We start from the raw sequence: 20273 nt of genomic DNA, 5'->3' as shown, positions 1-20273 counted from the left end.
TGACGAGGCCGCGACGTTGCGGCCGAGATGGCTGGCAGTCAACTCGGCTGCGACGTCAGCGTCAAGGAGTGCATCTTTCACGAGATGACAACGGTGCCATTCGTTACCTAAGTGAAGACAGGGTGTCCGTCGACAGGATCCTTCCCAAAGGGGTTGAATCCCCCATCTCGCTCAGCACCAGGGCCAGCGCTCCCAGCACCTCGGCCCGGCCGCCGAGCGCCCCGGGCAGCACCGAGAGCTGCCCGGCAGCGCTGGGAATGGCATAGCGGGAGACCGAGTCGCGGATCGGTGCGAGCACCAGCTCGCCCGCCTCGGCGAGCGAACCGCCGAGCACCACCCGGCTGGGGTTGAGCAGATTGCAGAGATTGGCCACCCCGCTGCCGATGTGCCGCCCGACGTCCCCGATCACCCGACGGCAGCCGGGATCGCCCTCGCGGGCCAGCTGGACCACCCGTTCCATGGTGAGGTCGGGCCCGTGGCTGGGCTGGAGCAGCGGCAAGACGTAGCGCGCGGCCGTGAAGGTCTCCAGGCACCCCCGGTTGCCGCAGCGGCACACCGGGCCCGATTCGTCGAGCGTGATGTGCCCGATCTCGCCGGCCGTGCCGCCCGGCCCCCGGTAGATATGCCCGTCGATCACCAGACCGGCGCCGACACCGTCGGCGACCTTGATATAAGCGAGGTCCTTGACCCCGCGGCCGCTCCCCCAGACCAGCTCGCCGAGCGCCCCGAGGTTGGCGTCGTTGTCGACGTACACCGGCACACCGAGCCGGCCCGCGAGCTCCTCGCTGGGGTTGATGCCCGTCCAGCCCGGCAGGATCGACGTGGAGCCCAGCGTGCCGGACTCGACGTCGATCGGGCCGGGAACACCGAGGCCCACCCCGATCACCTTGTCCGGGCTGATCCCGGTCGTCTCGATCAGCCGTTTGACCAGCCGCTCCGCCCGTCCGAACCCCTCCGCCGCGGAGGCGTCGACATCCATCGGCGCGGACTCCTCGGCAAGGACCTGGTGGGCGAGATCGCCGACCGCCACCCTCAGATGCGTATGGCCGAAGTCGACACCGATCACAATGCCCGCGTCGCCGCTGAGCGAGACGCTGCGGGCCCGCCGGCCGCCCGCCGAGGTGGGGGTCACCTCGACCGTGCCGGCGTCCTTCAGTTCGCGAACGATATTGGAGACGGTGGCCGCTGACAGGCCGGTGCTCCGCGCGATCTCCGCCTGGGTGAGCGAGCCCGCCATGCGTACCGCGCGCACGACCCGCTCAAGGTTGGCGCGATGCAGAGACGTCTGCGACCCCGGAGTCTCCATCGACTCTCTCACTCCTACCGATTTCTCCAACATGTGAACCCTAAGCTGAGCGTTTTGGGGCACTCCCCGTCAAGACCTTGAGCGTGCGAAGCCTCGGATGAGCGCAGTGCCCGCACCGGAGAAGGCCGCCCGCATATGCGAACCGCCCGTCGGCGCATGACCGACGGGCGGTTCGTGTGTCCGCGGGGGTACGAGGGCTACTTGACCGCGCCTGCGGTGAGCCCGGCGACGACCTGACGCTGGAAGATGATGTAGGCCGCGAGGACCGGCAGCATCGCCATCACCAGGCCGGCGAAAAGACCGGACCAGTCACCCTTGTATCCCTGGCTGTTGGCCAGTTCGACCAGCCCCTGGGAGAGCACACGGTGGTTCGGATCGGTATTGAGCACCGTCGGCAGCATGTACTGGTTCCACTGGCCGAGGAAGTTGAAGATACCGACGCTGATCAGGCCGGGCTTCGCCATCGGCAGCATCACCTGGAAGAACGTCCGGGTGTGCGAGGCCCCGTCGAGCATCGCCGCTTCCGCCACCGAGGTCGGCAGCGTCCGGAAGAACGAGGTGAGGAAGAAGACGGTGAAGGGCAGCGAGTACGCGATGTAGACCATGATCAGTCCGTGCCGCGTGTTCAGCAGGGCCATGTTGTTCATGACGAAGAACAGCGGGACCAGCGCCAGGATAATCGGGAAGCTCATCCCGCCGATGAACGAGTAGTAGAGGAAACGGTTGCCGGGGAAGTCGAACCGCGCCAGTACGTACGCCGCCATCGACCCGAGCAGCAGGGTGCCGACGAGCGAGCAGCCCACCACCACGACGGTGTTGAAGAAGTAGTCGCTCATGTGCGCCTGGCTCCAGGCGCGCGACCAGTTCTCGAAGTGCAGCTTGTCGGGCAGCGCCCAGGGGGTCGACAGGATCGAGTCGTCGGTCTTGAACGAGGCCATCACCGCCCACAGCAGCGGCATGACGACCAGGATCGCCCAGATGATCAGCACACCGTGCGAGAAGACGTTGAGGACCTTGCCCTCGCTGCTCTTCGCCTCGCCGGCGGGCGCGGGCGCCTTGGACACGGGGACGGGGTCCACCGCCGGGGCCACGGGAGGGGTGTCAGTGGTCTTCACGTGTACTCACCTCGTACTGTCGAGCCGGACACGGAGACCGACCTGTGGTGCCTGCCGGGGGTCCGGGGATCGTCTCCCGTCAATCGCGGCATCAGAACTCCAGCCGCTCGCGCCGGCCCAGTCGCATCACGATGGCGGCGAAGGCCATGGTGACGATGAGCAGTCCGACACCGATCGTCGTCGCGTATCCGGCCTGGCCGTCGCGGAAGGCCGTCTGGTACACGTACAGCGGAAGGACCGTGGTCGAGTAGTCGGGACCACCGGGGCCCACGGTCATGACCTGTACGGCGGTGAACGCCTCCACGCCGAGGGCCAGGATCCCCATGTAGACCCAGCCCGACTGCACCGTGTCCCAGAGCAGCGGAAGCGTGATCCGGAAGAACGTGGTGAAGCGGTTGGCGCCGTCGAGGAGCGCCGCCTCGTAGAAGTCCTTCGGGATGGATGCCATTCCCGCCGAGAAGAGGACGACGAAGAATCCGACCGTCGACCAGATCAGTACCGACATGACACAGACGAGCGCCAGACTCGGATCCCCCAGCCAGTCCGGCTGAAGGGAACCCAGGCCGATTCCCTTCAGTGTCGCGTTCAGCATCCCGCCACGGGGGTTGAAGGCGAACTGGAAGAGCAGGGCGACGATGACGATCGAGAGCACCTGCGGGAAGAAATAGGCGATCTTGTAGAAGCTTGAGCCACGCACGCCGGAGACCGCGGCGTTCTTGCGCCGGCGGCCTCCGACATTGAGCATGAAGGCGAAGAACAGCGCCAGGCCCAACGTCACCAGCGGCAGCAGCAGCACAAGCAACGCGCTGTGCTGCAAGGACTTCCAGAAGATGTCGTCCTTCAGCATCTTCGTGTAGTTGTCGAACCCGACCATCGTGAAGTCAGGGCTCAGGCCGGTCCAGTCCGTGAACGAGTAGTAGATGGACTGGACGAACGGCCAGATCACGAAGACCGCGTACAACGCCAGTGGGACTACCAGGAACCCCACGATGAAACGGTACTTGCCATGCTGCATCGTTTACCGACCCCGATCTTTTCGCGGGTGCCGCCGCTGGTGACGGTTACTCATTAGTGCTTGTAGTGCTTGATGGACTGGTCCTTGGCCGTCGCGTCGGCGAAGGCCTGGATCTTCTTGATGGTCTCCGCCGGGGTCGCACGGCCCGCCATCATCTCGCCGAGACCGGCGATGCCGACCTGCTCCTTCTGGAACTTCGAGTACCAGCCCTCCAGGCGCGGTGTCAGCACGTTGTCACCGGCCTTCTTCAGCGCGTCGACACCGGACTGCAGGGCGGTCGACAGGGACAGGCCGTCGGTACCGCCGTTGAAGGAGGTGAGCGACTTGACCTGCTTGGTGAAGTTCTTCGAGGACTCCTCGGAGAGCATGATGCGCAACTGCTCCATGCCGCCCTCGGGGTTCTTCGCCTTGGCCGGGACGATGAAGGGCTCACCGCCGGAGGCCCAGATGGTGCCGAACGGCATGTTGTCGGACGCGTCCAAGCCGGACGGCGCCGAGACCATCATCTTGAAGTTCTCGGGCGTCGTCGGTGCCGCCTCGTTCTCCACCCATGAACCATTGGGGATGAAGAGCGCCTTGCCCTTGGTCCACTCGGTCTGCGACTGGATGTGGGTCAGGCCCGGGGTGCCCTTGAGCACGTACCCCTTCTTGTACAGCTCGTAGTACGCCTCGAACGCCGCCTTGACCGCAGGGTCCTTCCAGGCATTCGGCTCCAGGTTGTCCATCCTGTCGAGGACCTCCCGGCCACCGATCTTGGCGATGAACGGGTAGAGCGAGTACGCCAGGTAGTAGGGGTATTTACCCGGGTACGTCCAGCCGGCGATGCCCTTCCTCTTCGCCTTGGCGCACAGGGCGAGCATGTCGTCCCAGTTCTCGGGGTACTGCGCGTCGAGGTTGTCGAGCGCGGTCTGCGAGTACCAGACGCCGTACACGGTGTACGCGTAGTACATGATCCAGACCGGGTCGCCCTCGAGCTGGCCCATCTCCAGGACGCCCGGGCGCAGCGTGTCGCGGACCTTCTTGGTCGGGTCATCGATGGACGGGGCGTCCATCAGCGGCGTCAGGTCCATCAGCTGCTTCTTGCTTGCCAGGATCCCCATGTCCATCTGCTCGGCACCCGCGTTGTCGATCAGGTCCGGCGGAGTGCCGCCGTTGAAGCGCGGCTGCAGCTGCGACTGGATCTTCTGGGTCGCGACGTGCTTGACCTTCGGAGCCTTCGGGAACGCCGCGTTGTACTTCTTCTCCGCGTCGATCGCGTACTGCTCGCCGAAACCGCCGTTGAAGATGACGACCTCAAGGGGAGCCGTCTCGTTGACGCCGAACGGGTTCGCCTCGGTGGCCTTGCCCTTCTCGACCTTCTTGTCGCTGCCGCTGTCGCTGCTCGCGCACGACGACAGGAAGCTCATCGTCGGAACGGTGAGCAGGCCGAGTGCGGCAGATCGCTTGATCACATCGCGACGGCCGAGGCCCTCATTCTTGTGGGCGGAGGTGGATCCCATGCTCAAGTCCTCGCCTTCTCCAGGACTCAGGCGGTGTGTACCGGTCGCCCGTCGATATCGCCTCAGGCGAAGGGCCCCGCCACCGCGGTCAGTTGCGCTTGGGTAGTACTGATTTCAGGCTAGCCATGTGCAGCGGTGGGCTTCGGGAGATCGGACAACGAATGCACGTGTTGTGCCCCCCTTGACCGTTCCCCCGCGTCCCCTTGTCCGCGTCGCCGGAAACGACTGTGCAGACGCCGACAGGTATAGTCCACTCGCAGTCAACTGAGCAAGATCGAGTGCAAAGTTGAGCAGCAGTCTTTCCCGAGTTGAGACCTCGCGGGTACCTGGGCCCCGTGCGCCCCGGTCGGGGTGCAACGCTTCGACGCAGGCAAGGACCGCACGGTCGACCTGCGCCTGGCGACCTCGCTGATCAGCATCGGCCCGCCGTGGACCGGCACGACGCGCAGGTCTCAGTCCCGCTCCGGGGATTCCGGAGCAGCCCTGGGGAACAAGCTCTCCAGCAATGTCACATTCCACGCCGTCATGACCGGCTGACCGTGCTCGGTACCGAGCCGGGAGACGGCACCCGTGGCGAGCTGGAACAGAGTGCCCTCGGCCGGGGTCAGTCCGAGATAGCGGGCGGTGAGCACGCGCAGGAAGTGGGAGTGGGCGACGAGCGCGATGTCCTCGTCCGCGTCGCGGCTCGCCGCCTCCGCGACTTCGGCCAGCACCCGGTCGGCACGGGCACCGACCTCGGCGGGGGTTTCGCCGGGGTGCGCCTCGGGGCCGGGGGCAACCCCGTCGGTCCAGAGGTTCCACTCGGGACGGGTGCGGTGGATCTCGTCGGTGGTCACCCCTTCGTATCCGCCGTAGTCCCATTCGCGCAGCTCGGGTGTGATGCGGGGTGCGGCGAGTCCGGCGAGCTCCGCGGTGCGCCGGGCGCGTACCGACGGACTGACCAGGGTGAGTACGATCTGCCGGTCGGCGAGCAGGGGTGCCAGCGCGCGGGCCTGACGTTCACCGAGGGGGGTCAGGGGCAGATCGGTGTGGCTCGTGTGCTGCCCGGACCGCGACCACTCGGTCTCACCGTGTCGGATCAGGATCAGCTCGCCCATGGGTGTCATCCGCTCTCTCTGTGCCGATGTCGCTGTCGCTGTCGCTGTCGCTGAGTGAACCCGCGCGCCCACGATCGCATTCCACCGGGTCGGCGGCAGGTGCGGCTCGCCCTCGGGTGTCCGGGCGGCGGCAGCCACCTGCGGGTGGCGCGTTCCCCGGTTCCCGGACCGGCTCGTCCGTGCGCCGTTCCTTTTCGGCGTATGCCGCAGCCCAAGGACCTTGATCCGTACACCGACGCCCGCTCCTTCGACGGCTCCGAGTTGCGCCGCCTGCGTGAGGCCGCCGGGATGTCCCAGAGCGAGCTGGGCGACCGGGTGTTCTGCTCGGGCACATACATCGGCCCGACAGACAAGCCCGGTCCTGGTCTTCCGGGCCGCAGGCTGGGCAGCGTTCGTGCGGACCATCAAGCGGTAGGGACGACCGCGGGCGTCGTACAACGCGAAGGGCCGCACCCCGGGAGATCCGGGATGCGGCCCTTCGGCTCTGCTGACTGCCTGGCGCCTACTTGCGGATCAGGCTGCGGAGCACGTACTGCATGATGCCGCCGTTGCGGTAGTAGTCCGCCTCACCGGGGGTGTCGATGCGGACGACCGCGTCGAACTCCACACCGGTGTCGGTGGAGACCTTGACCGTGCGCGGCGTGGTGCCGTTGTTCAGCTCGGTCACGCCGGTGAAGGAGAAGGTCTCCTCGCCGGTCAGGCCGAGGGCCTCGGCGGTCGCGCCCTCCGGGAACTGGAGCGGGAGGACGCCCATGCCGATGAGGTTCGAGCGGTGGATGCGCTCGTAGGACTCGGCGATGACGGCCTTGACGCCGAGGAGCGCGGTGCCCTTGGCGGCCCAGTCGCGGGACGAGCCGGAGCCGTACTCCTTGCCCGCCAGGATGACCAGCGGGGTGCCGGCGGCCTGGTAGTTCTGCGAGGCGTCGTAGATGAACGACACCGGCGCGTCGGCCTGGGTGAAGTCGCGGGTGAAGCCGCCTTCGGTGCCCGGGGCGATCTGGTTGCGCAGGCGGATGTTCGCGAAGGTGCCGCGAATCATGACCTCGTGGTTGCCTCGGCGCGAGCCGTAGGAGTTGAAGTCACGGCGCTCGACGCCGTGCTCCGTGAGGTACTTGCCGGCCGGGGTGTCGGCCTTGATCGCACCGGCCGGGGAGATGTGGTCGGTGGTGACCGAGTCGCCCAGCTTGGCCAGCACCCGGGCGCCGGCGATGTCCTCGACCGGGGTCGTCTCCATCGTCATGCCCTCGAAGTACGGGGGCTTGCGCACGTAGGTGGACTGCGGGTCCCACTCGAAGGTGTTGCCGGTCGGGATCGCCAGCGCCTGCCACTGGGCGTCGCCCGCGAAGACATCCCGGTAGGACTTGTTGAACATGTCCTCGCCGATGGCGTTGGCGACGACGTCGTTCACCTCGGCCTCGGACGGCCAGATGTCCGCGAGGTAGACCGGCTTGCCGTCCTGGTCGATGCCCAGGGCATCCTTGGTGATGTCCACCTTCATCGAACCGGCGATGGCGTACGCGACGACCAGCGGCGGGGACGCCAGGTAGTTCATCTTGACGTCCGGGTTGATCCGGCCCTCGAAGTTACGGTTGCCGGAGAGCACCGAGGTCACGGCCAGGTCGTGCTCGTTGACGACCTTGGAGACCTCCTCCGGCAGCGGGCCGGAGTTGCCGATGCAGGTGGTGCAGCCGTAGCCGACGAGGTTGAAGCCGACCTTGTCGAGGTACGGGGTCAGGCCCGCCTTGTCGAAGTAGTCGGTGACGACCTTCGAGCCCGGGGCGAGAGTGGTCTTGACCCACGGCTTGCGGGTCAGGCCCTTCTCGACCGCCTTCTTCGCCACGAGCGCCGCGGCGACCATGACGTACGGGTTCGAGGTGTTGGTGCAGGAGGTGATCGCGGCGACGGTGACGGCGCCGTGGTCGATCTCGTACGTCGTCCCGTCGGGGGCCGTGACCGTGGTCGGGTTCGACGGGACGCCGTTGTGGGCGGCCGGGGCGTCGGAGGCCGGGAAGGACTCCTTGCCCGCCTCCTCGTCGTCCGAGACGTAGTTGCGCACGTCCTGGGCGAACTGCTCCTTGGCGTTCGCGAGGATGATGCGGTCCTGCGGGCGCTTCGGGCCGGCGATCGACGGAACGACCGTCGACAGGTCCAGCTCCAGCTTCTCGGAAAAGTCCGGCTCGGCGGCCGGGTCGAGCCAGAGGCCCTGCTCCTTGGCGTACGCCTCGACGAGCGCGACCTGCTGCTCGTCACGGCCGGTCAGACGCAGGTACTTCAGCGTCTCGTCGTCGATCGGGAAGATCGCGGCGGTGGAGCCGAACTCCGGCGACATGTTGCCGATGGTGGCGCGGTTCGCGAGGGAGGTAGCGGCGACGCCCTCACCGTAGAACTCGACGAACTTGCCGACGACACCGTGCTTGCGGAGCATCTCGGTGATGGTCAGCACGAGGTCGGTGGCGGTGGTGCCGGCCGGGAGCTCGCCGGTCAGCTTGAAGCCGACGACGCGCGGGATGAGCATGGAAACCGGCTGGCCGAGCATCGCGGCCTCGGCCTCGATACCGCCGACGCCCCAGCCCAGCACGCCGAGGCCGTTGACCATGGTGGTGTGCGAGTCGGTGCCAACGAGCGTGTCGGGGTACGCCTGGCCATTACGCACCATGACCGTACGGGCCAGGTGCTCGATGTTGACCTGGTGCACGATGCCGGTGCCCGGGGGGACGACCTTGAACTCGTCGAAAGCGGTCTGGCCCCAGCGCAGGAACTGGTAACGCTCCTTGTTGCGGCCGTACTCCAGCTCAACGTTCTGCGCGAACGCGTCGTTGGTGCCGAACTTGTCGGCGATGACGGAGTGGTCGATGACCAGCTCGGCCGGGGCGAGGGGGTTGATCTTGGCCGGGTCGCCGCCCAGCTCCTTGACGGCCTCACGCATGGTGGCGAGGTCCACGACACACGGCACACCGGTGAAGTCCTGCATGATCACGCGGGCCGGCGTGAACTGGATCTCCTGGCTGGGCTGCGCCTGGGAGTCCCAGCCACCGAGCGCCCGGATGTGATCGGCGGTGATGTTCGCGCCGTCCTCGGTGCGGAGCAGGTTCTCCAGCAGCACCTTCAGGCTGTAAGGGAGGCGCGCGGAGCCCTCGACCTTGTCCAGCTTGAAGATCTCGTACGACTCGTCGCCCACGCGCAGCGTGCTGCGGGCGTCGAAGCTGTTCGCCGACACGACAGTCTCCTTCATCAATGTGCGCGTACTCCGCGCCGCGCCTCCTTACGGCGGGCGCCGCGTGGTGCCGCCTACGGCCCCTCGACCATCCGCTAAGGTAAGGCTTAGTTAGGTAGCCCTTACCGAGTGGCGGACTGCGTTGCGCCTTCGGCATATATCTCGATGTCGAGATAACTCTAGTACATCACCGCCGCACGGTCATGCGCGGGCGGCCGATGTCCGCTGTCATCCAATCGAGGCGTGTGACGGCGAACCCAGTCGTTTCGGCTTCCTTGCCAGCGAACCTAGTCGTACGAGGTGTCGAGCTGGGGGTGCTGGTGGCCGTACCGGTCGGGGTGGATCTTGCGGTGCCGTACGTCGAGCTGTCGTACGTAGATGCTGTACGCGAGCGTCGGCGGTCCGCTGCTGGACTGTGTGACGGCCCGGTTCGAGGACGTGGCTGCCGTACGACCGTTTCGCTGGTCGCGCGGTGAGCGTCACTTCTCCGGCTGGTACTGGGCGGCCACGACCGGGCAGCACGTCGATTTCGAATCATGGCTGGAGCGGGACCGGCTTTTGCTGATGGACTTCGATCCCGTGGTGACAGGGATCGCCTCGCAACCGTTCTGGCTGCACTGGCACGACGGCAAGCGGGAGCGTCGGCACGCTCCGGACTACTTCGTACGCCGCACGGACGGCTCGGCAGTGGTCGTCGACGACGTCCGCGCCGATGAACGGATCGAGCCGAAGGACGCCGAAGCGTTCGAGGTCACGCGCTTGGCCTGCGGCCAGGCGGGATGGCGCTTCGAGCGGGTCGGGGCGCCAGATGCGGTGCTTCTGGCGAATGTCCGGTGGCTGTCGCGCTACCGGCACCCGCGGTGCCTGCAGGGATCGGTCGTGGACCGGCTCCGGGCAGCTTTCTCGGCCCCGGTCCCGCTCATGATCAGAGCCGATGCCGCCGGCGACCGGCTTGAGACGCTACCTGCCTTGTTCCATCTCCTCTGGCTCCAAGAAATGGCTGCCCAGGGACTGGCGGTCGAGCTGCTGGGGCCGTCCACCACTCAACTTAGTCCGCCGAGGTCACGCGGCACCTCAACGACTAACTTCGCTGGCAAAGGACAGCTGACGATCCGCTCACTGGCCGAGCACTACAAAGTCCCGTCATGAACAGTCCGCCTCGCGCTGGACACCTCACGCCCAGCCGAAAGGGAAATCTCCTGGGGAAGGGACCCGCTCAGAGGCAGGCTCATCGGTCTGATCGACAGCACGATCACCGACAACCTCAACGTCAGGGGCCAGGGGCATCTGGACCAAGCTCGTGACTCCACCCACGACTACTCGGTCTCCTACGCATCCATCCGCTGCCGCGCCCTGGAGACGAAGCCACCCAGCCCAAGCTCAACCGGACGGCCTGACTGAGGACCACACGCCGAACCACTGCTCGGCGCCGTAGTCCTCGTACCGCTCCACCTCCGTGAACCCCAGCTTTGCCGCGAGGCGCATCGAGCGCTCGTTGGCGGTCTGGGTGCGCAGCACCACTGGCTTGCCGGGAAGCGCGTCGGCGAACCAGTCGAGTGCTGCTGCGCACGCCTCGGCGGCGTACCCGAATCCCCACGCCTGTGGCAGGAACAGGTAGCTGAGCTCGGTCTTCCCGACGTCCGGACGGACGTGCCCCGGACGCTCTGCGTGCGGATCGAGCGTGATCGTGCCGATCATCGCCCCGTCGAGATCGATCACGAAAAAGCCGGGGCGTCGCCCGGGAACCTCGGGCACCGTGCGTTCGAGCTCGGCACGCGGTCGAGGGCCACCGAGGTAAGTGCCCACCTCTGGTGAGGCGTTCAGCTCGATAACCACCGCACGGTCCCGGGCTTCGGACTCGCGGAGTACGAGCCGCTCGGTCTTGATCGGCGTAGGTGGCCAGGCGACGGGCCCGAGTTCAGTCATGGCGGGCAACCTATCGCACGCCCGCGAGAGTGGTCCGAAAGAGAAGGCCTACGTCACAGATCTGTTCGAGGCTCTGTCATTCAACATAGTCGCCGCAGATCAGCGCCCTACCTAACGACTGACTTCGTTGTCCAAGGACAGCCACTGTCCCACCCCACTCACTCAAGTCGTCTTCTCAACGAACCGAGTCGTTCGGGCTTCCGTCTCAGCGAACCTGGTCGCGCGACCGAGGGCGCCGGGCGTCGGGAACGGGGACGTCGTACGCGAAGAGGATACGCGGCCATCCATCGCGCGGCACGCGGCTCCGTCATCGTCGTCGAGTCGGGCGACGTGGACTACGCGCTCGCCGGTGGCAACGTCTGTGCCGTGGCCCAACGCCGGGGAATCGCGGCGTTCGTGGCCGACGGGGTAATCCGCGACCTCGCCGAGGTACGCGAGTTGGGATTTCCCGTCTTCGCCAGGGGCGTCATCCCGATCCCGGGGACGAAGAAGGCCGTCGAACCACTGGGCGGCCCCGTGCGGTGCGGCGGGGTGGACGTATACGCCGACGACATCGTGGTGGCGGACGAGGAGGGCATTGTGGTCGTTCCCCGCGCCCGGCACGAGCAGGTGCTCATCGACGCCCGCGCGAAGGCGGCCAAGGAGGCCGGCGAATCCCTTGACGCGTGGGAGGCGGCGCACCGCGCCCGCCTCGACAGCATCCTGCGCAGCGGCGGTTTCCAGGACTGACCACCGGAGGAAGACGATGTCCGGGGCCGCGTCGTCTTCGGGAGACCACTCCCGGAGGGCCGGACCCCCGGACGTCGCCGTTTCCCCCTGCCGTCCCCGTACGGACACACACCGCGCGCGGTCGCGGCGATCCGGGTGGACCATGGAAAGCCGGCGCATCGTCCGGGACGACTTCGGGATCGGGGAACACCCGGCGAACAGACCGGCGACGAGGCGTAGCCGTGCCCGGCCCGGCTGTCACCTCCCGCAGCTTCAGCCGGGCTGCGAGGATGCGCCCGCCCCACCTCGGCGTGACGAACGGAACGAACGCAGGAAGGCACCCGCGGGAGGCTTGCATGCCGTCGTCGACGGTCTGGACCGGCGCTATGTCGTTCGGCCTGGTCGCTCGCCGAATCAGCGATAGCCCGGGCGAACAGGCGGGAGGGAAGATCGTGATTTTCTCGGCTCGCCTCCGCGCCAGGAATTACTGTTGCGAGCATGGTCGAACACGATGCCCTCAGTGTCACCCGCAAGGCCTACGACGCTGCTGCCCCCACCTATGCGCAGCTGTTCCGCGACGAGCTGCGTGACAGGCCTTTGGACCGCGCGATCTTGGGTGCCTTCGCCGAGGTCGTATGCGCGGGCGGAGACGGCCAGGTCGCGGATCTGGGATGTGGGCCTGGCCATATCACCGCCTGTCTGGACAAGTTGGGGCTTGACGCGTTTGGCGTTGATGCCTCTCCCGCGATGATCAAGTTGGCTCGACAGGCCTATCCGGGCCTGCGGTTCGACGTGGGCTCAATGGATGCGTTGGACATCGCTGACGGCGCGCTGGGCGGCGTACTCTCACGTTGGTCCATCATCCACACTCCGCCGCAAGAACTCCCCGTCATCTTGGCGGAGTTCCACCGCGTGCTGGCACCTGGCGGTCACCTTCTGGTCGGCTTTTCGGCCAGCGATGATCCGTCTCATCCGACGCAGGTCTTCGATCACGCAGTCGCGCCGGCCTATCGGTGGTCGCCTGATCACCTAGCCGCGATGCTACGCAAGTCCGGGTTGGCCGAGGTGGCCCGGATGGTTCGCGAGCCTCAGCCCACCGACCGGCGGCAGTTCCAGGAGATTCAACTGCTCGCGCGCAAAGCCTAGAACGCTTGTAGGCGCTCGATCGGCCACGCGCTCATTCCGTGCTCTGGTTCTTCGCAATGATCGGCTGGGCGGGCCGGTTCTCCCGACCCGCCCAGCCGTGACCACGGACGCCGGGGTCTCTCCCGACGGCACGGGATCGCACCGGCTCGTGATCGGCTGAAACGCACGGGAACAGCTGCCGGACCGGTCAGGCTTCCCGGCGCATCGCAGCGTGCCGGTCCAGGGTCGCCAGGACGGTGTTGGCCGCCGTCACAACGGCGAAGACGGTGACCGCCCCGTGATGGCCCATGGCGTACAGGGCAGCTGCTGCGGCACCGAAGACCAGCACCTTCACGGTCAGGATGCCCGCCAACGGGACTCGTATCCGGGCCTTCGGAGCGGCGAACAGCCCCCACAGCACGGCCGCCGCCGCAGGGGCGGCCACGGCGAGAAGGAGACGTACGGCTGTGGTCTCCGCGCTCTGCCACCCCCACACCGCGAGGACGGCGAGGGCCGCAACTTCCAGGAGGAATGCCAGCCCCTCGTTGATCACATGCAGGGGGGCAGGGAGCGTCATCGGGTGTCGTCCTTCGTCATGGGCGCGGGCCCGGCATTGGAGCGCGCCCGACATTAGAACAGAGAGCCACACCGACGGCCGGGGACCTGCTGCGGTTGCACGTGAGCCATGGAGTCGGAGCCGTGCTCGCGTCCCGCCGAACCGGCCGAAGCACCGGGTCCGCCCGAGAGGTACCGTCGACCGGGTGCTGGAAAGACTGGAGATCGAGAGCTTCCTGATACTCGCCGACGAGCTGCACTTCGGCCGCACGGCCGAGCGGCTGCACGTCTCGCGCGCCAGGGTCAGCCAGACGATCCGTAGCCTGGAGCGCCGCATCGGCGCTCCCCTCTTCGAGCGGACCAGCCGCACCGTGCGCCTCACCCCTCTCGGCCGTCGGCTGCACGAGGAGGTGGAGCCCGGCTACCGGCGTGTCGAACAGGGCGTGGCACGGGCACAGTCCGAGGCACGGGGCTTCGCGGGCGTGCTGCCGGTCGGATATCTGGGAAGCGCGACCGGTGAGTTCGTGATGGATGCGGCACGGGCCTTCGGCCGCATCCATCCGGACACGGAGGTGCAGATCCACGAGACCCAGCTCAGCGACCTGCTCGGCCCGCTCCGCACCGGCCGGGTCGACGTGCTGGTCACCCACTTCCCGGTCGCGGAACCCGACCTGACCCGTGGTCCGGTCGTGCTCCGGGTGCCCCGGATGCTCGCGGTCCCGGCCAATCACACGCTCGCCAAGCGGCAGTCGGTGTCCCTGGAGGACCTGGCTCGGGACCGGGTGTTCGCGTGCTCCGGCGACGTACCGGACTACTGGCAGGAGCACCTGGCGCCGCCGCACACCCCGAGCGGGCAGCCGGTGCGGCGGGGCAGGTCGGCGGCGACGATGCAGGAGACCCTCGCCATGGTCGGCGCCGGGCAGGGGATCTCCCCCGTCGGTGCCGATGTCGCGGCGCACTACACACCGAGAGGCGTGGTGTATGTGCCGTTCACCGACGCGGAGCCGGTGGAGTACGGGCTGGTGTGGCGTACGGCGGGCGAGACGGGGCGGGTGCGGGCCTTCGTCGATGCGGCCGCGGAGCTGGCGGCCGAACTGGGGACCTGCGGGCCGAAGACCGACGGACCGAAGGCCGATGGACGGAAGACCTCCGGGCCGAAGACCGATGGGCAAATGGCCAATGGGCAGAAGGCCGACGGGCTGAAGATCACGGACCAGGAGACCCACGCGCCGAACACCCCGGACCACGCGCCCGCGACCGATCGGTAAGCCGGGTTTACCGATCGTTGCGCAGACAGGCGCTGCTCCCGGCAGGAAGCGACGCGAGCCTGAATGACGTGACAAATGATCTCGCAGCCGCCCCGCTCCATACCCGAGCGCCCGGCGCCCGTCCCCGAAGAGCGGGCATCGCGTCCCTGTCGGCCCTCGCCCTGGGAGCTTTCGCCGTCGGCACCACGGAGGTAGTCATCGCCGGGCTGCTCCCCGAAGTGGCCACGGACTTCGGCGTCTCACTGCCCACGGCGGGCCTGCTCGTGTCGGGCTATGCCGTGGGCATGGTGGTGGGCGCCCCACTGCTCACGGTCCTGGGCGCGAGGCTCCCCCGCAAGCACCTGCTTCTCTGGCTGGTCGGCCTCTTCACGGCGGCCGGTCTGCTCAGCGCACTGGCCCCCGGATATGAAGTACTGCTCGTCGGGCGGGTGTTGTCGGCCCTGGCCGGAGGTGCCTACGTGGGGACCGCCGCGGTCGTAGCGGCGGGCCTCGTCGCGCCGGAGCGCAAGGCGAGCGCCATCGCCACGGTCTTCATGGGGCTGAGCCTCGCCAATGTGCTCGGCGTCCCCGGGGGCACCGCGCTGGGTCAGGCGCTCGGCTGGCGGGCCGCGTTCTGGGGGGTCACCGCTATCGGCGCAGTGCTGCTGGCCGCGATCGCGGCTCTGGTCCCGCCGATGACCCGGGAGCGGGGCACGGGCTTCCGCCAGGAGCTGGCGGTCTTCCGGCGCGGCCGGGTCTGGCTCGCCCTGGCGGCGACCGCCTTCGGCTGGGCGCCCTACCTCACCATCCTCACGTACATCACCCCCCTGCTCACCGAGGTCACCGGCTTCGACGACCGTACGGTCCCGCTCATGCTGGTCCTGATCGGCATCGGAATGGTCGCGGGCACCCCGCTGGCCGGGCGGCTCGCGGACCGGGCCCTGCTGCCCACGCTGTACGGGGCGCTCGCCGGAATCACGGTCGTCTCCGCGTTCCTGATCGTCGCCGTGCAGAGCAAGCCCGCCACGATCGTCGGTTTCCTGCTCTTCGGCCTGGCGGGGGCCGCGGTGATCCCGCCCTCTCAGACGCGGGTCCTGGAGGCGGCCCGGGGCGCCGACAACCTCGCGTCGGCGGCCAACGTCTCCGCGTTCAACATCGGCAACGCGGGCGGCCCGCTGCTGGCGGGCGCGGCGCTCTCGGCGGGCCGGGGCTACACGTCGTCGCTGTGGATCGCGGCAGCCCTGGGCGCGACCGGCCTGGCCCTCGCGCTCGCCACGACGGCGCTGCACCGCCGCACACGCTGACCCCGCACGGACCCCGCCCGCCCGTGCCCGTTACCCGCCGTCGGCATGAGTCGATGAGCCGCAAGGGGGCCGGGCGGCGCGGGCGGCCCTGGATTCGAGGCCGTTCACGGCCGTCCGGGACCCTTCACGTTCGGATCTGCCGTTCACGGTCGCGGTCGCGCCGGCGTCCGTCCGCCCCGGATGGACGCACACCGCGTGCCGTCCTGGCGATCCGGGTGAACGATGGCAACGACGCACCGTGGCCGGCGCCTCTCACGCACACCAGGCCGCGCAACTGACGTGCCTCCACCCGCCACCGTCACCCGAATGCCACACCCCGGCGCAGGTTGCATCTCATATCTGAGATAGCCTTTCGCCATGTCAGATGACTATCTCGTACGCATCGGCAAGCTCATACGTGACGCCCGTCAGCACCGGGGCTGGACACAGAGTCAGCTCGCCGAGGCGCTCGCCACCAGCCAGAGCGCCGTCAACCGCATCGAACGCGGCAATCAGAACATCAGCCTTGAGATGATTGCGCGCATCGGTGAGGCACTCGACAGTGAGATCGTGTCACTCGGCTACGCCGGGCCCATGCACCTGCGGGTGGTCGGCGGTCGCCGGCTCTCGGGCTCCATCGACGTCAAGACGAGCAAGAACGCGTGCGTGGCGCTGCTCTGCGCCTCGCTCCTCAACAAGGGCCGTACGGTGCTGCGCCGCGTGGCCCGTATCGAGGAGGTGTACCGGCTCCTGGAGGTGCTGAACTCCATCGGCGTACGGACCAGGTGGATCAACGAGGGAGTCGACCTGGAGATCGTCCCGCCCGCGCGGCTCGACATGGACGCCATCGACGCGGACGCCGCCCGCCGGACCCGCTCCATCATCATGTTCCTCGGTCCGCTGCTCCACCGGATGGACTCCTTCAAGCTTCCCTACGCGGGCGGCTGCGACCTCGGCACGCGGACCATCGAGCCGCACATGATCGCCCTGCGCCGGTTCGGGCTGGAGATCGCCGCGACCGAGGGGCTCTACCACGCACGAATAGACCACTCGGTCACGCCCGACCGTCCCATCGTGCTGACCGAGCGCGGGGACACCGTGACCGAGAACGCGCTGCTGGCCGCCGCCCGGCACGACGGCACGACCGTCATCCGTAACGCCTCCTCCAACTACATGGTCCAGGACCTGTGCTTCTTCCTGGAGGCACTGGGCATACGCGTGGACGGCATCGGCACGACCACACTGACCGTCCACGGCGTTCCGCACATAGATGTGGACGTCGACTACTCCCCCTCCGAGGACCCGGTCGAGGCGATGAGTCTCCTCGCCGCCGCCGTGGTGACGGAGTCCCGGCTGACGATCCGTCGAGTACCCATCGAGTTCCTGGAGATCGAACTCGCGGTGCTGGAGGAGATGGGCGTCGACTGCGACCGTACGACGGAGTACGCGGCCGACAACGGCCGTACCCGCCTGGTCGACCTCACGGTCCGCCCCTCCAAGCTGGAGGCGCCGATCGACAAGATCCACCCCATGCCGTTCCCCGGGCTCAACATCGACAATGTGCCCTTCTTCGCGGCCATCGCCGCCTCGGCCCAGGGCCAGACCCTCATCCACGACTGGGTCTACGACAACCGGGCCATCTACCTCACCGACCTGAACCGCCTCGGCGGCAGGCTGCAACTCCTGGACCCGCACCGGGTACTGGTCGAGGGCCCGACCCGGTGGCGCGCCGCCGAGATGATGTGCCCGCCCGCACTGCGGCCCGCCGTGGTGGTGCTGCTCGCCATGATGGCGGCGGAGGGTACGTCCGTACTGCGCAACGTGTATGTCATCAACCGCGGTTACGAGGAGCTGGCGGAACGGCTCAACTCCGTGGGCGCGCAGATCGAGATCTTCCGGGACATCTGATTGCCGGGGTGTCGTGCCCCTTGAGGGCAAGGGGCACGACAGCTCAGCATGCCAGCTGACCTGCGGAAACCTACCTTCACAGCCCTCCACTGATCACTGTTGTTTTTCAGCACCTTGTGCAACGCATGTGCAAGATGATCTTGAATGGTTGACGGTACGTCAGAAAAATCTGAGCAACCGTCAGCCTTTACGGAGAGTTGTCGCCGAAGTGGCCTCGCAACTTCCGATGTCGGTCGCGTCACGCCGACCGCGTGTGGTCGCCGAGGTGAACCGCCATCTGCCCGATGTCTCCGGCCTCGCGACGCAACCTGGGGTCCGGCCGCGCATCCGAGTCCTCCGGCTGAATACCTCGCCACGACAGAGGGCCCAGACCACGCGGGCGCGGGCCCTCTGTCGCAGACGGGCGCCGTGACGGGCTGAGCCTGCGCCGACCTCGTGGGAGCACCCGCCGTGACGTCCGGGCCAGCGGGGTGTCAGGCCCCTACGATGAGCAGCGCGACAAGCCTCCGCGCCCCAGGCTCTGGCCCTCAGCGCATAGTCATGGGGACCGCTGAGACCGACCGACAGCTGACCGACTCCACCCACCTGATGTATTCCGCCGACATGGCCGCCTTCACTGCCTGGTGCGCAAGCGTCGGTCGGCGGCCGCTGCCTGCTACCCCGGAGACGGTCACTGAGTACGTGGCGCACTTGACCGTAACCCCGTCGCCGCATACCGGCCGCCCGCTCGCCCCCGGGTCCATCAATCGCGTCCTGACCAGCGTCCGCGCTGCGCACAGAGCGGACGCTGTGGCCGCCCCTGAGACCTAGGGCTGCCGCGGTCGGTGTGCATGACCGCACCCTTCGTCCAGAACGCAGCGTCCTGCGGCCATCCGACGGGCGGCGACCGGCAGGGCGGCACGGTGGTGGTCGGCCATTGCCCAGCCGGTCACTTCACGGGTAGCGAGATCAATGCAGGTCGCCAGGTACAACTTTTCCTCAGGGGTGACAAGTTCGGTCATTTCGCCGACAAGCCCCAAGCCGGCGCGAGGCGCGGTGAAGTCCGGCCCATGAACCAGGAACGGTTCACACTCAGCCCGAGCCGGATCAGCGACATCGCCCATGCCGCCCTCGTCCTCAACGGAATCTGGAAGTGATCACCGCTGAGTAAGTGGCCGGGCACCCTGACCCGCGACGACGCGGCTGCCCATCTTGACTACCGGACTTCCGTCGAGACCGGGTCGAGGAAGAAAAGGCACTGGGCCGCGGTGAATTCGCGCACCTCGGCGATGAAGCGAAACTTGTCGCCTACGCCGACGGTGGCGGTCGACCGCCAGATTTGCACGCCCCACCTGGCGGCAGGCGCCTCGTGAGGGCGGTCCTGGAGTATTGGCCATGGGGGCTGGATCCAAAGGAGCGGCGGACGCGGCGCCGCCGAATCGGAGGACGGCCCGGGGGGCCTTCTACGGGGCCCATGCGCCGCTGAACAGTGCCAGTTCCAGTAGGTCGGGAGCGAACGGCCAATGCGTGGACCCGGTCAGCTGCCCGGTGGCGCCGTGTGCCCATCTCAGGTATACGTCGTAGCGGTGCGGGGTCCACCCGCCGTCGCTCCACAGCCAGGCAGCAAGCTTCGCGGGTTCCTCGAGCCTGGCCTCCTCCCCCAGTCGTGTCGTGTACGCGCGCAGAACACGGGCTATGCGCTGGTCGAGAATGAGCGGGCGCGGCCCCGACGCGTCCACTACGGCACCGCCAGCAAAGTAGAGGAACTTGGTGAAGAACGCCGGTCCAAGGCCTGCGATCGCGCCGCGCAGCCTGCGGTAGCCCGCCACGGCGCCATCGGCCTCCAGCACCGCCTCAATCGGCGCTGGGCGCAGGATCTCACCCAGCCGGTAGGCCCCATAGCCGTTTTCACCCTGTCCCCAGACGTAGCTGGCGACGAGTGTCTCGGTCCAATTCGCCGTTGCTGCCCCAGTCCGGGCCACCGCCAGCACCTGCGCCCGGCTCAGCGCCGTCGGCATACGTCCGACCCGCTCAGCCAGCGCCGAGGGCCACGGTCGGATCCCGGCCCAGGACGCCGGGATGTAGCGAACGGCGTGCGCGCCGGTCCCGTCCGCGTACGGCGCCCCGTCTCCGGCCAGCCAGACTCCCAACTTCCCCACCGCGTCCGAAGGAAGCGGACGCTCGAGCATCCGCGCGTCCAGTTCCCCAGCGCCCTCTCGCCACCCCATACGAAACCCTTCCCTGCGGATCCGCCAGTTTGCCGCGGCAACAGGCGTCACCGGTTCGTGACGGGATC

The 20273-nt window shown here is 67.8% G+C and carries 16 protein-coding genes and 1 pseudogene; 7 read left to right on the top strand and 10 right to left on the bottom strand.

Going from position 1 to position 20273, the window contains the following annotated elements; all coding sequences use genetic code 11:
• Positions 1 to 103 precede the first annotated feature (103 nt).
• The 6 genes from ACZ3IC_RS09085 to acnA form a co-directional block, all read right to left on the bottom strand.
• Positions 104 to 1306: an ROK family transcriptional regulator gene (locus tag ACZ3IC_RS09085; protein WP_467414135.1), complete on the bottom strand. Its 1203-nt coding sequence runs from the start codon at positions 1304 to 1306 to the stop codon at positions 104 to 106.
• Between the two features lie 197 nt (positions 1307 to 1503).
• Positions 1504 to 2421 carry a carbohydrate ABC transporter permease gene (locus ACZ3IC_RS09080; RefSeq protein ID WP_467414133.1) on the bottom strand — a complete coding sequence of 306 codons (918 nt, stop codon included), beginning with the start codon at positions 2419 to 2421 and terminating at the stop codon, positions 1504 to 1506.
• Between the two features lie 91 nt (positions 2422 to 2512).
• A complete protein-coding gene (locus ACZ3IC_RS09075; RefSeq protein ID WP_467414131.1) occupies positions 2513 to 3436 on the bottom strand; it encodes a carbohydrate ABC transporter permease in 924 nt (307 codons plus the stop codon).
• A 53-nt stretch (positions 3437 to 3489) separates the two neighbouring features.
• Positions 3490 to 4935 carry an N-acetylglucosamine/diacetylchitobiose ABC transporter substrate-binding protein gene (gene ngcE / locus ACZ3IC_RS09070; protein ID WP_467414129.1) on the bottom strand — a complete coding sequence of 482 codons (1446 nt, stop codon included), beginning with the start codon at positions 4933 to 4935 and terminating at the stop codon, positions 3490 to 3492.
• Positions 4936 to 5387: 452 nt separating this feature from the next.
• Positions 5388 to 6032 (bottom strand): histidine phosphatase family protein, encoded by a 645-nt coding sequence (locus ACZ3IC_RS09065; RefSeq protein WP_467414126.1) that lies wholly within the window; start codon positions 6030 to 6032, stop codon positions 5388 to 5390.
• A 502-nt stretch (positions 6033 to 6534) separates the two neighbouring features.
• Positions 6535 to 9249: an aconitate hydratase AcnA gene (gene acnA / locus ACZ3IC_RS09060; protein ID WP_467414123.1), complete on the bottom strand. Its 2715-nt coding sequence runs from the start codon at positions 9247 to 9249 to the stop codon at positions 6535 to 6537.
• A gap of 414 nt (positions 9250 to 9663) precedes the next feature.
• Here acnA and ACZ3IC_RS09055 point away from each other — a divergent pair, with 414 nt between their 5' ends.
• A complete protein-coding gene (locus ACZ3IC_RS09055) occupies positions 9664 to 10395 on the top strand; it encodes a TnsA-like heteromeric transposase endonuclease subunit (protein WP_467414121.1) in 732 nt (243 codons plus the stop codon).
• Between the two features lie 231 nt (positions 10396 to 10626).
• On the opposite strand, the gene ACZ3IC_RS09050 is transcribed toward ACZ3IC_RS09055, so the two are convergent.
• Positions 10627 to 11172: a GNAT family N-acetyltransferase gene (locus ACZ3IC_RS09050; RefSeq protein WP_467414120.1), complete on the bottom strand. Its 546-nt coding sequence runs from the start codon at positions 11170 to 11172 to the stop codon at positions 10627 to 10629.
• Positions 11173 to 11445: 273 nt separating this feature from the next.
• Between ACZ3IC_RS09050 and ACZ3IC_RS09045 the strand changes: the two are divergent.
• Positions 11446 to 11901 (top strand): annotated as a pseudogene (locus tag ACZ3IC_RS09045) (RraA family protein); the annotation flags it as partial.
• A gap of 477 nt (positions 11902 to 12378) precedes the next feature.
• Positions 12379 to 13026, top strand: a complete 648-nt coding sequence (locus tag ACZ3IC_RS09040; protein ID WP_467414117.1) for a class I SAM-dependent methyltransferase — start codon at positions 12379 to 12381, stop codon at positions 13024 to 13026.
• Between the two features lie 187 nt (positions 13027 to 13213).
• Here ACZ3IC_RS09040 and ACZ3IC_RS09035 read toward each other — a convergent pair whose 3' ends face one another.
• Entirely contained in the window at positions 13214 to 13582 is a 369-nt protein-coding gene (locus ACZ3IC_RS09035) for a YrdB family protein (RefSeq protein ID WP_467414115.1), read from the bottom strand.
• Positions 13583 to 13766: 184 nt separating this feature from the next.
• Here ACZ3IC_RS09035 and ACZ3IC_RS09030 point away from each other — a divergent pair, with 184 nt between their 5' ends.
• From ACZ3IC_RS09030 to ACZ3IC_RS09015, 4 genes are all read left to right on the top strand, one after another.
• Entirely contained in the window at positions 13767 to 14828 is a 1062-nt protein-coding gene (locus tag ACZ3IC_RS09030; RefSeq protein ID WP_467414112.1) for a LysR family transcriptional regulator, read from the top strand.
• Positions 14829 to 14896: 68 nt separating this feature from the next.
• The gene (locus ACZ3IC_RS09025; RefSeq protein ID WP_467414109.1) at positions 14897 to 16111 is read left to right on the top strand and encodes an MFS transporter; all 1215 of its coding nucleotides are present in this window, start codon (positions 14897 to 14899) and stop codon (positions 16109 to 16111) included.
• Between the two features lie 357 nt (positions 16112 to 16468).
• The gene (locus ACZ3IC_RS09020) at positions 16469 to 17998 is read left to right on the top strand and encodes a helix-turn-helix domain-containing protein (RefSeq protein ID WP_467414107.1); all 1530 of its coding nucleotides are present in this window, start codon (positions 16469 to 16471) and stop codon (positions 17996 to 17998) included.
• Positions 17999 to 18828: 830 nt separating this feature from the next.
• The gene (locus tag ACZ3IC_RS09015) at positions 18829 to 19134 is read left to right on the top strand and encodes a hypothetical protein (RefSeq protein WP_467414105.1); all 306 of its coding nucleotides are present in this window, start codon (positions 18829 to 18831) and stop codon (positions 19132 to 19134) included.
• A 59-nt stretch (positions 19135 to 19193) separates the two neighbouring features.
• Here ACZ3IC_RS09015 and ACZ3IC_RS09010 read toward each other — a convergent pair whose 3' ends face one another.
• Positions 19194 to 19322, bottom strand: coding sequence for a DUF4839 domain-containing protein (locus ACZ3IC_RS09010; protein WP_467414102.1), 129 nt, complete (start codon positions 19320 to 19322; stop codon positions 19194 to 19196).
• Positions 19323 to 19440: 118 nt separating this feature from the next.
• Positions 19441 to 20166, bottom strand: coding sequence for an 8-oxoguanine DNA glycosylase OGG fold protein (locus tag ACZ3IC_RS09005; protein WP_467414099.1), 726 nt, complete (start codon positions 20164 to 20166; stop codon positions 19441 to 19443).
• Between the last annotated feature and the right edge of the window lie 107 nt (positions 20167 to 20273).

This window comes from Streptomyces sp. NPDC002958, from assembly GCF_055563255.1.
Note: the sequence above shows the minus strand (reverse complement) of the source record. Positions and strands in the feature narration are given on the sequence as shown.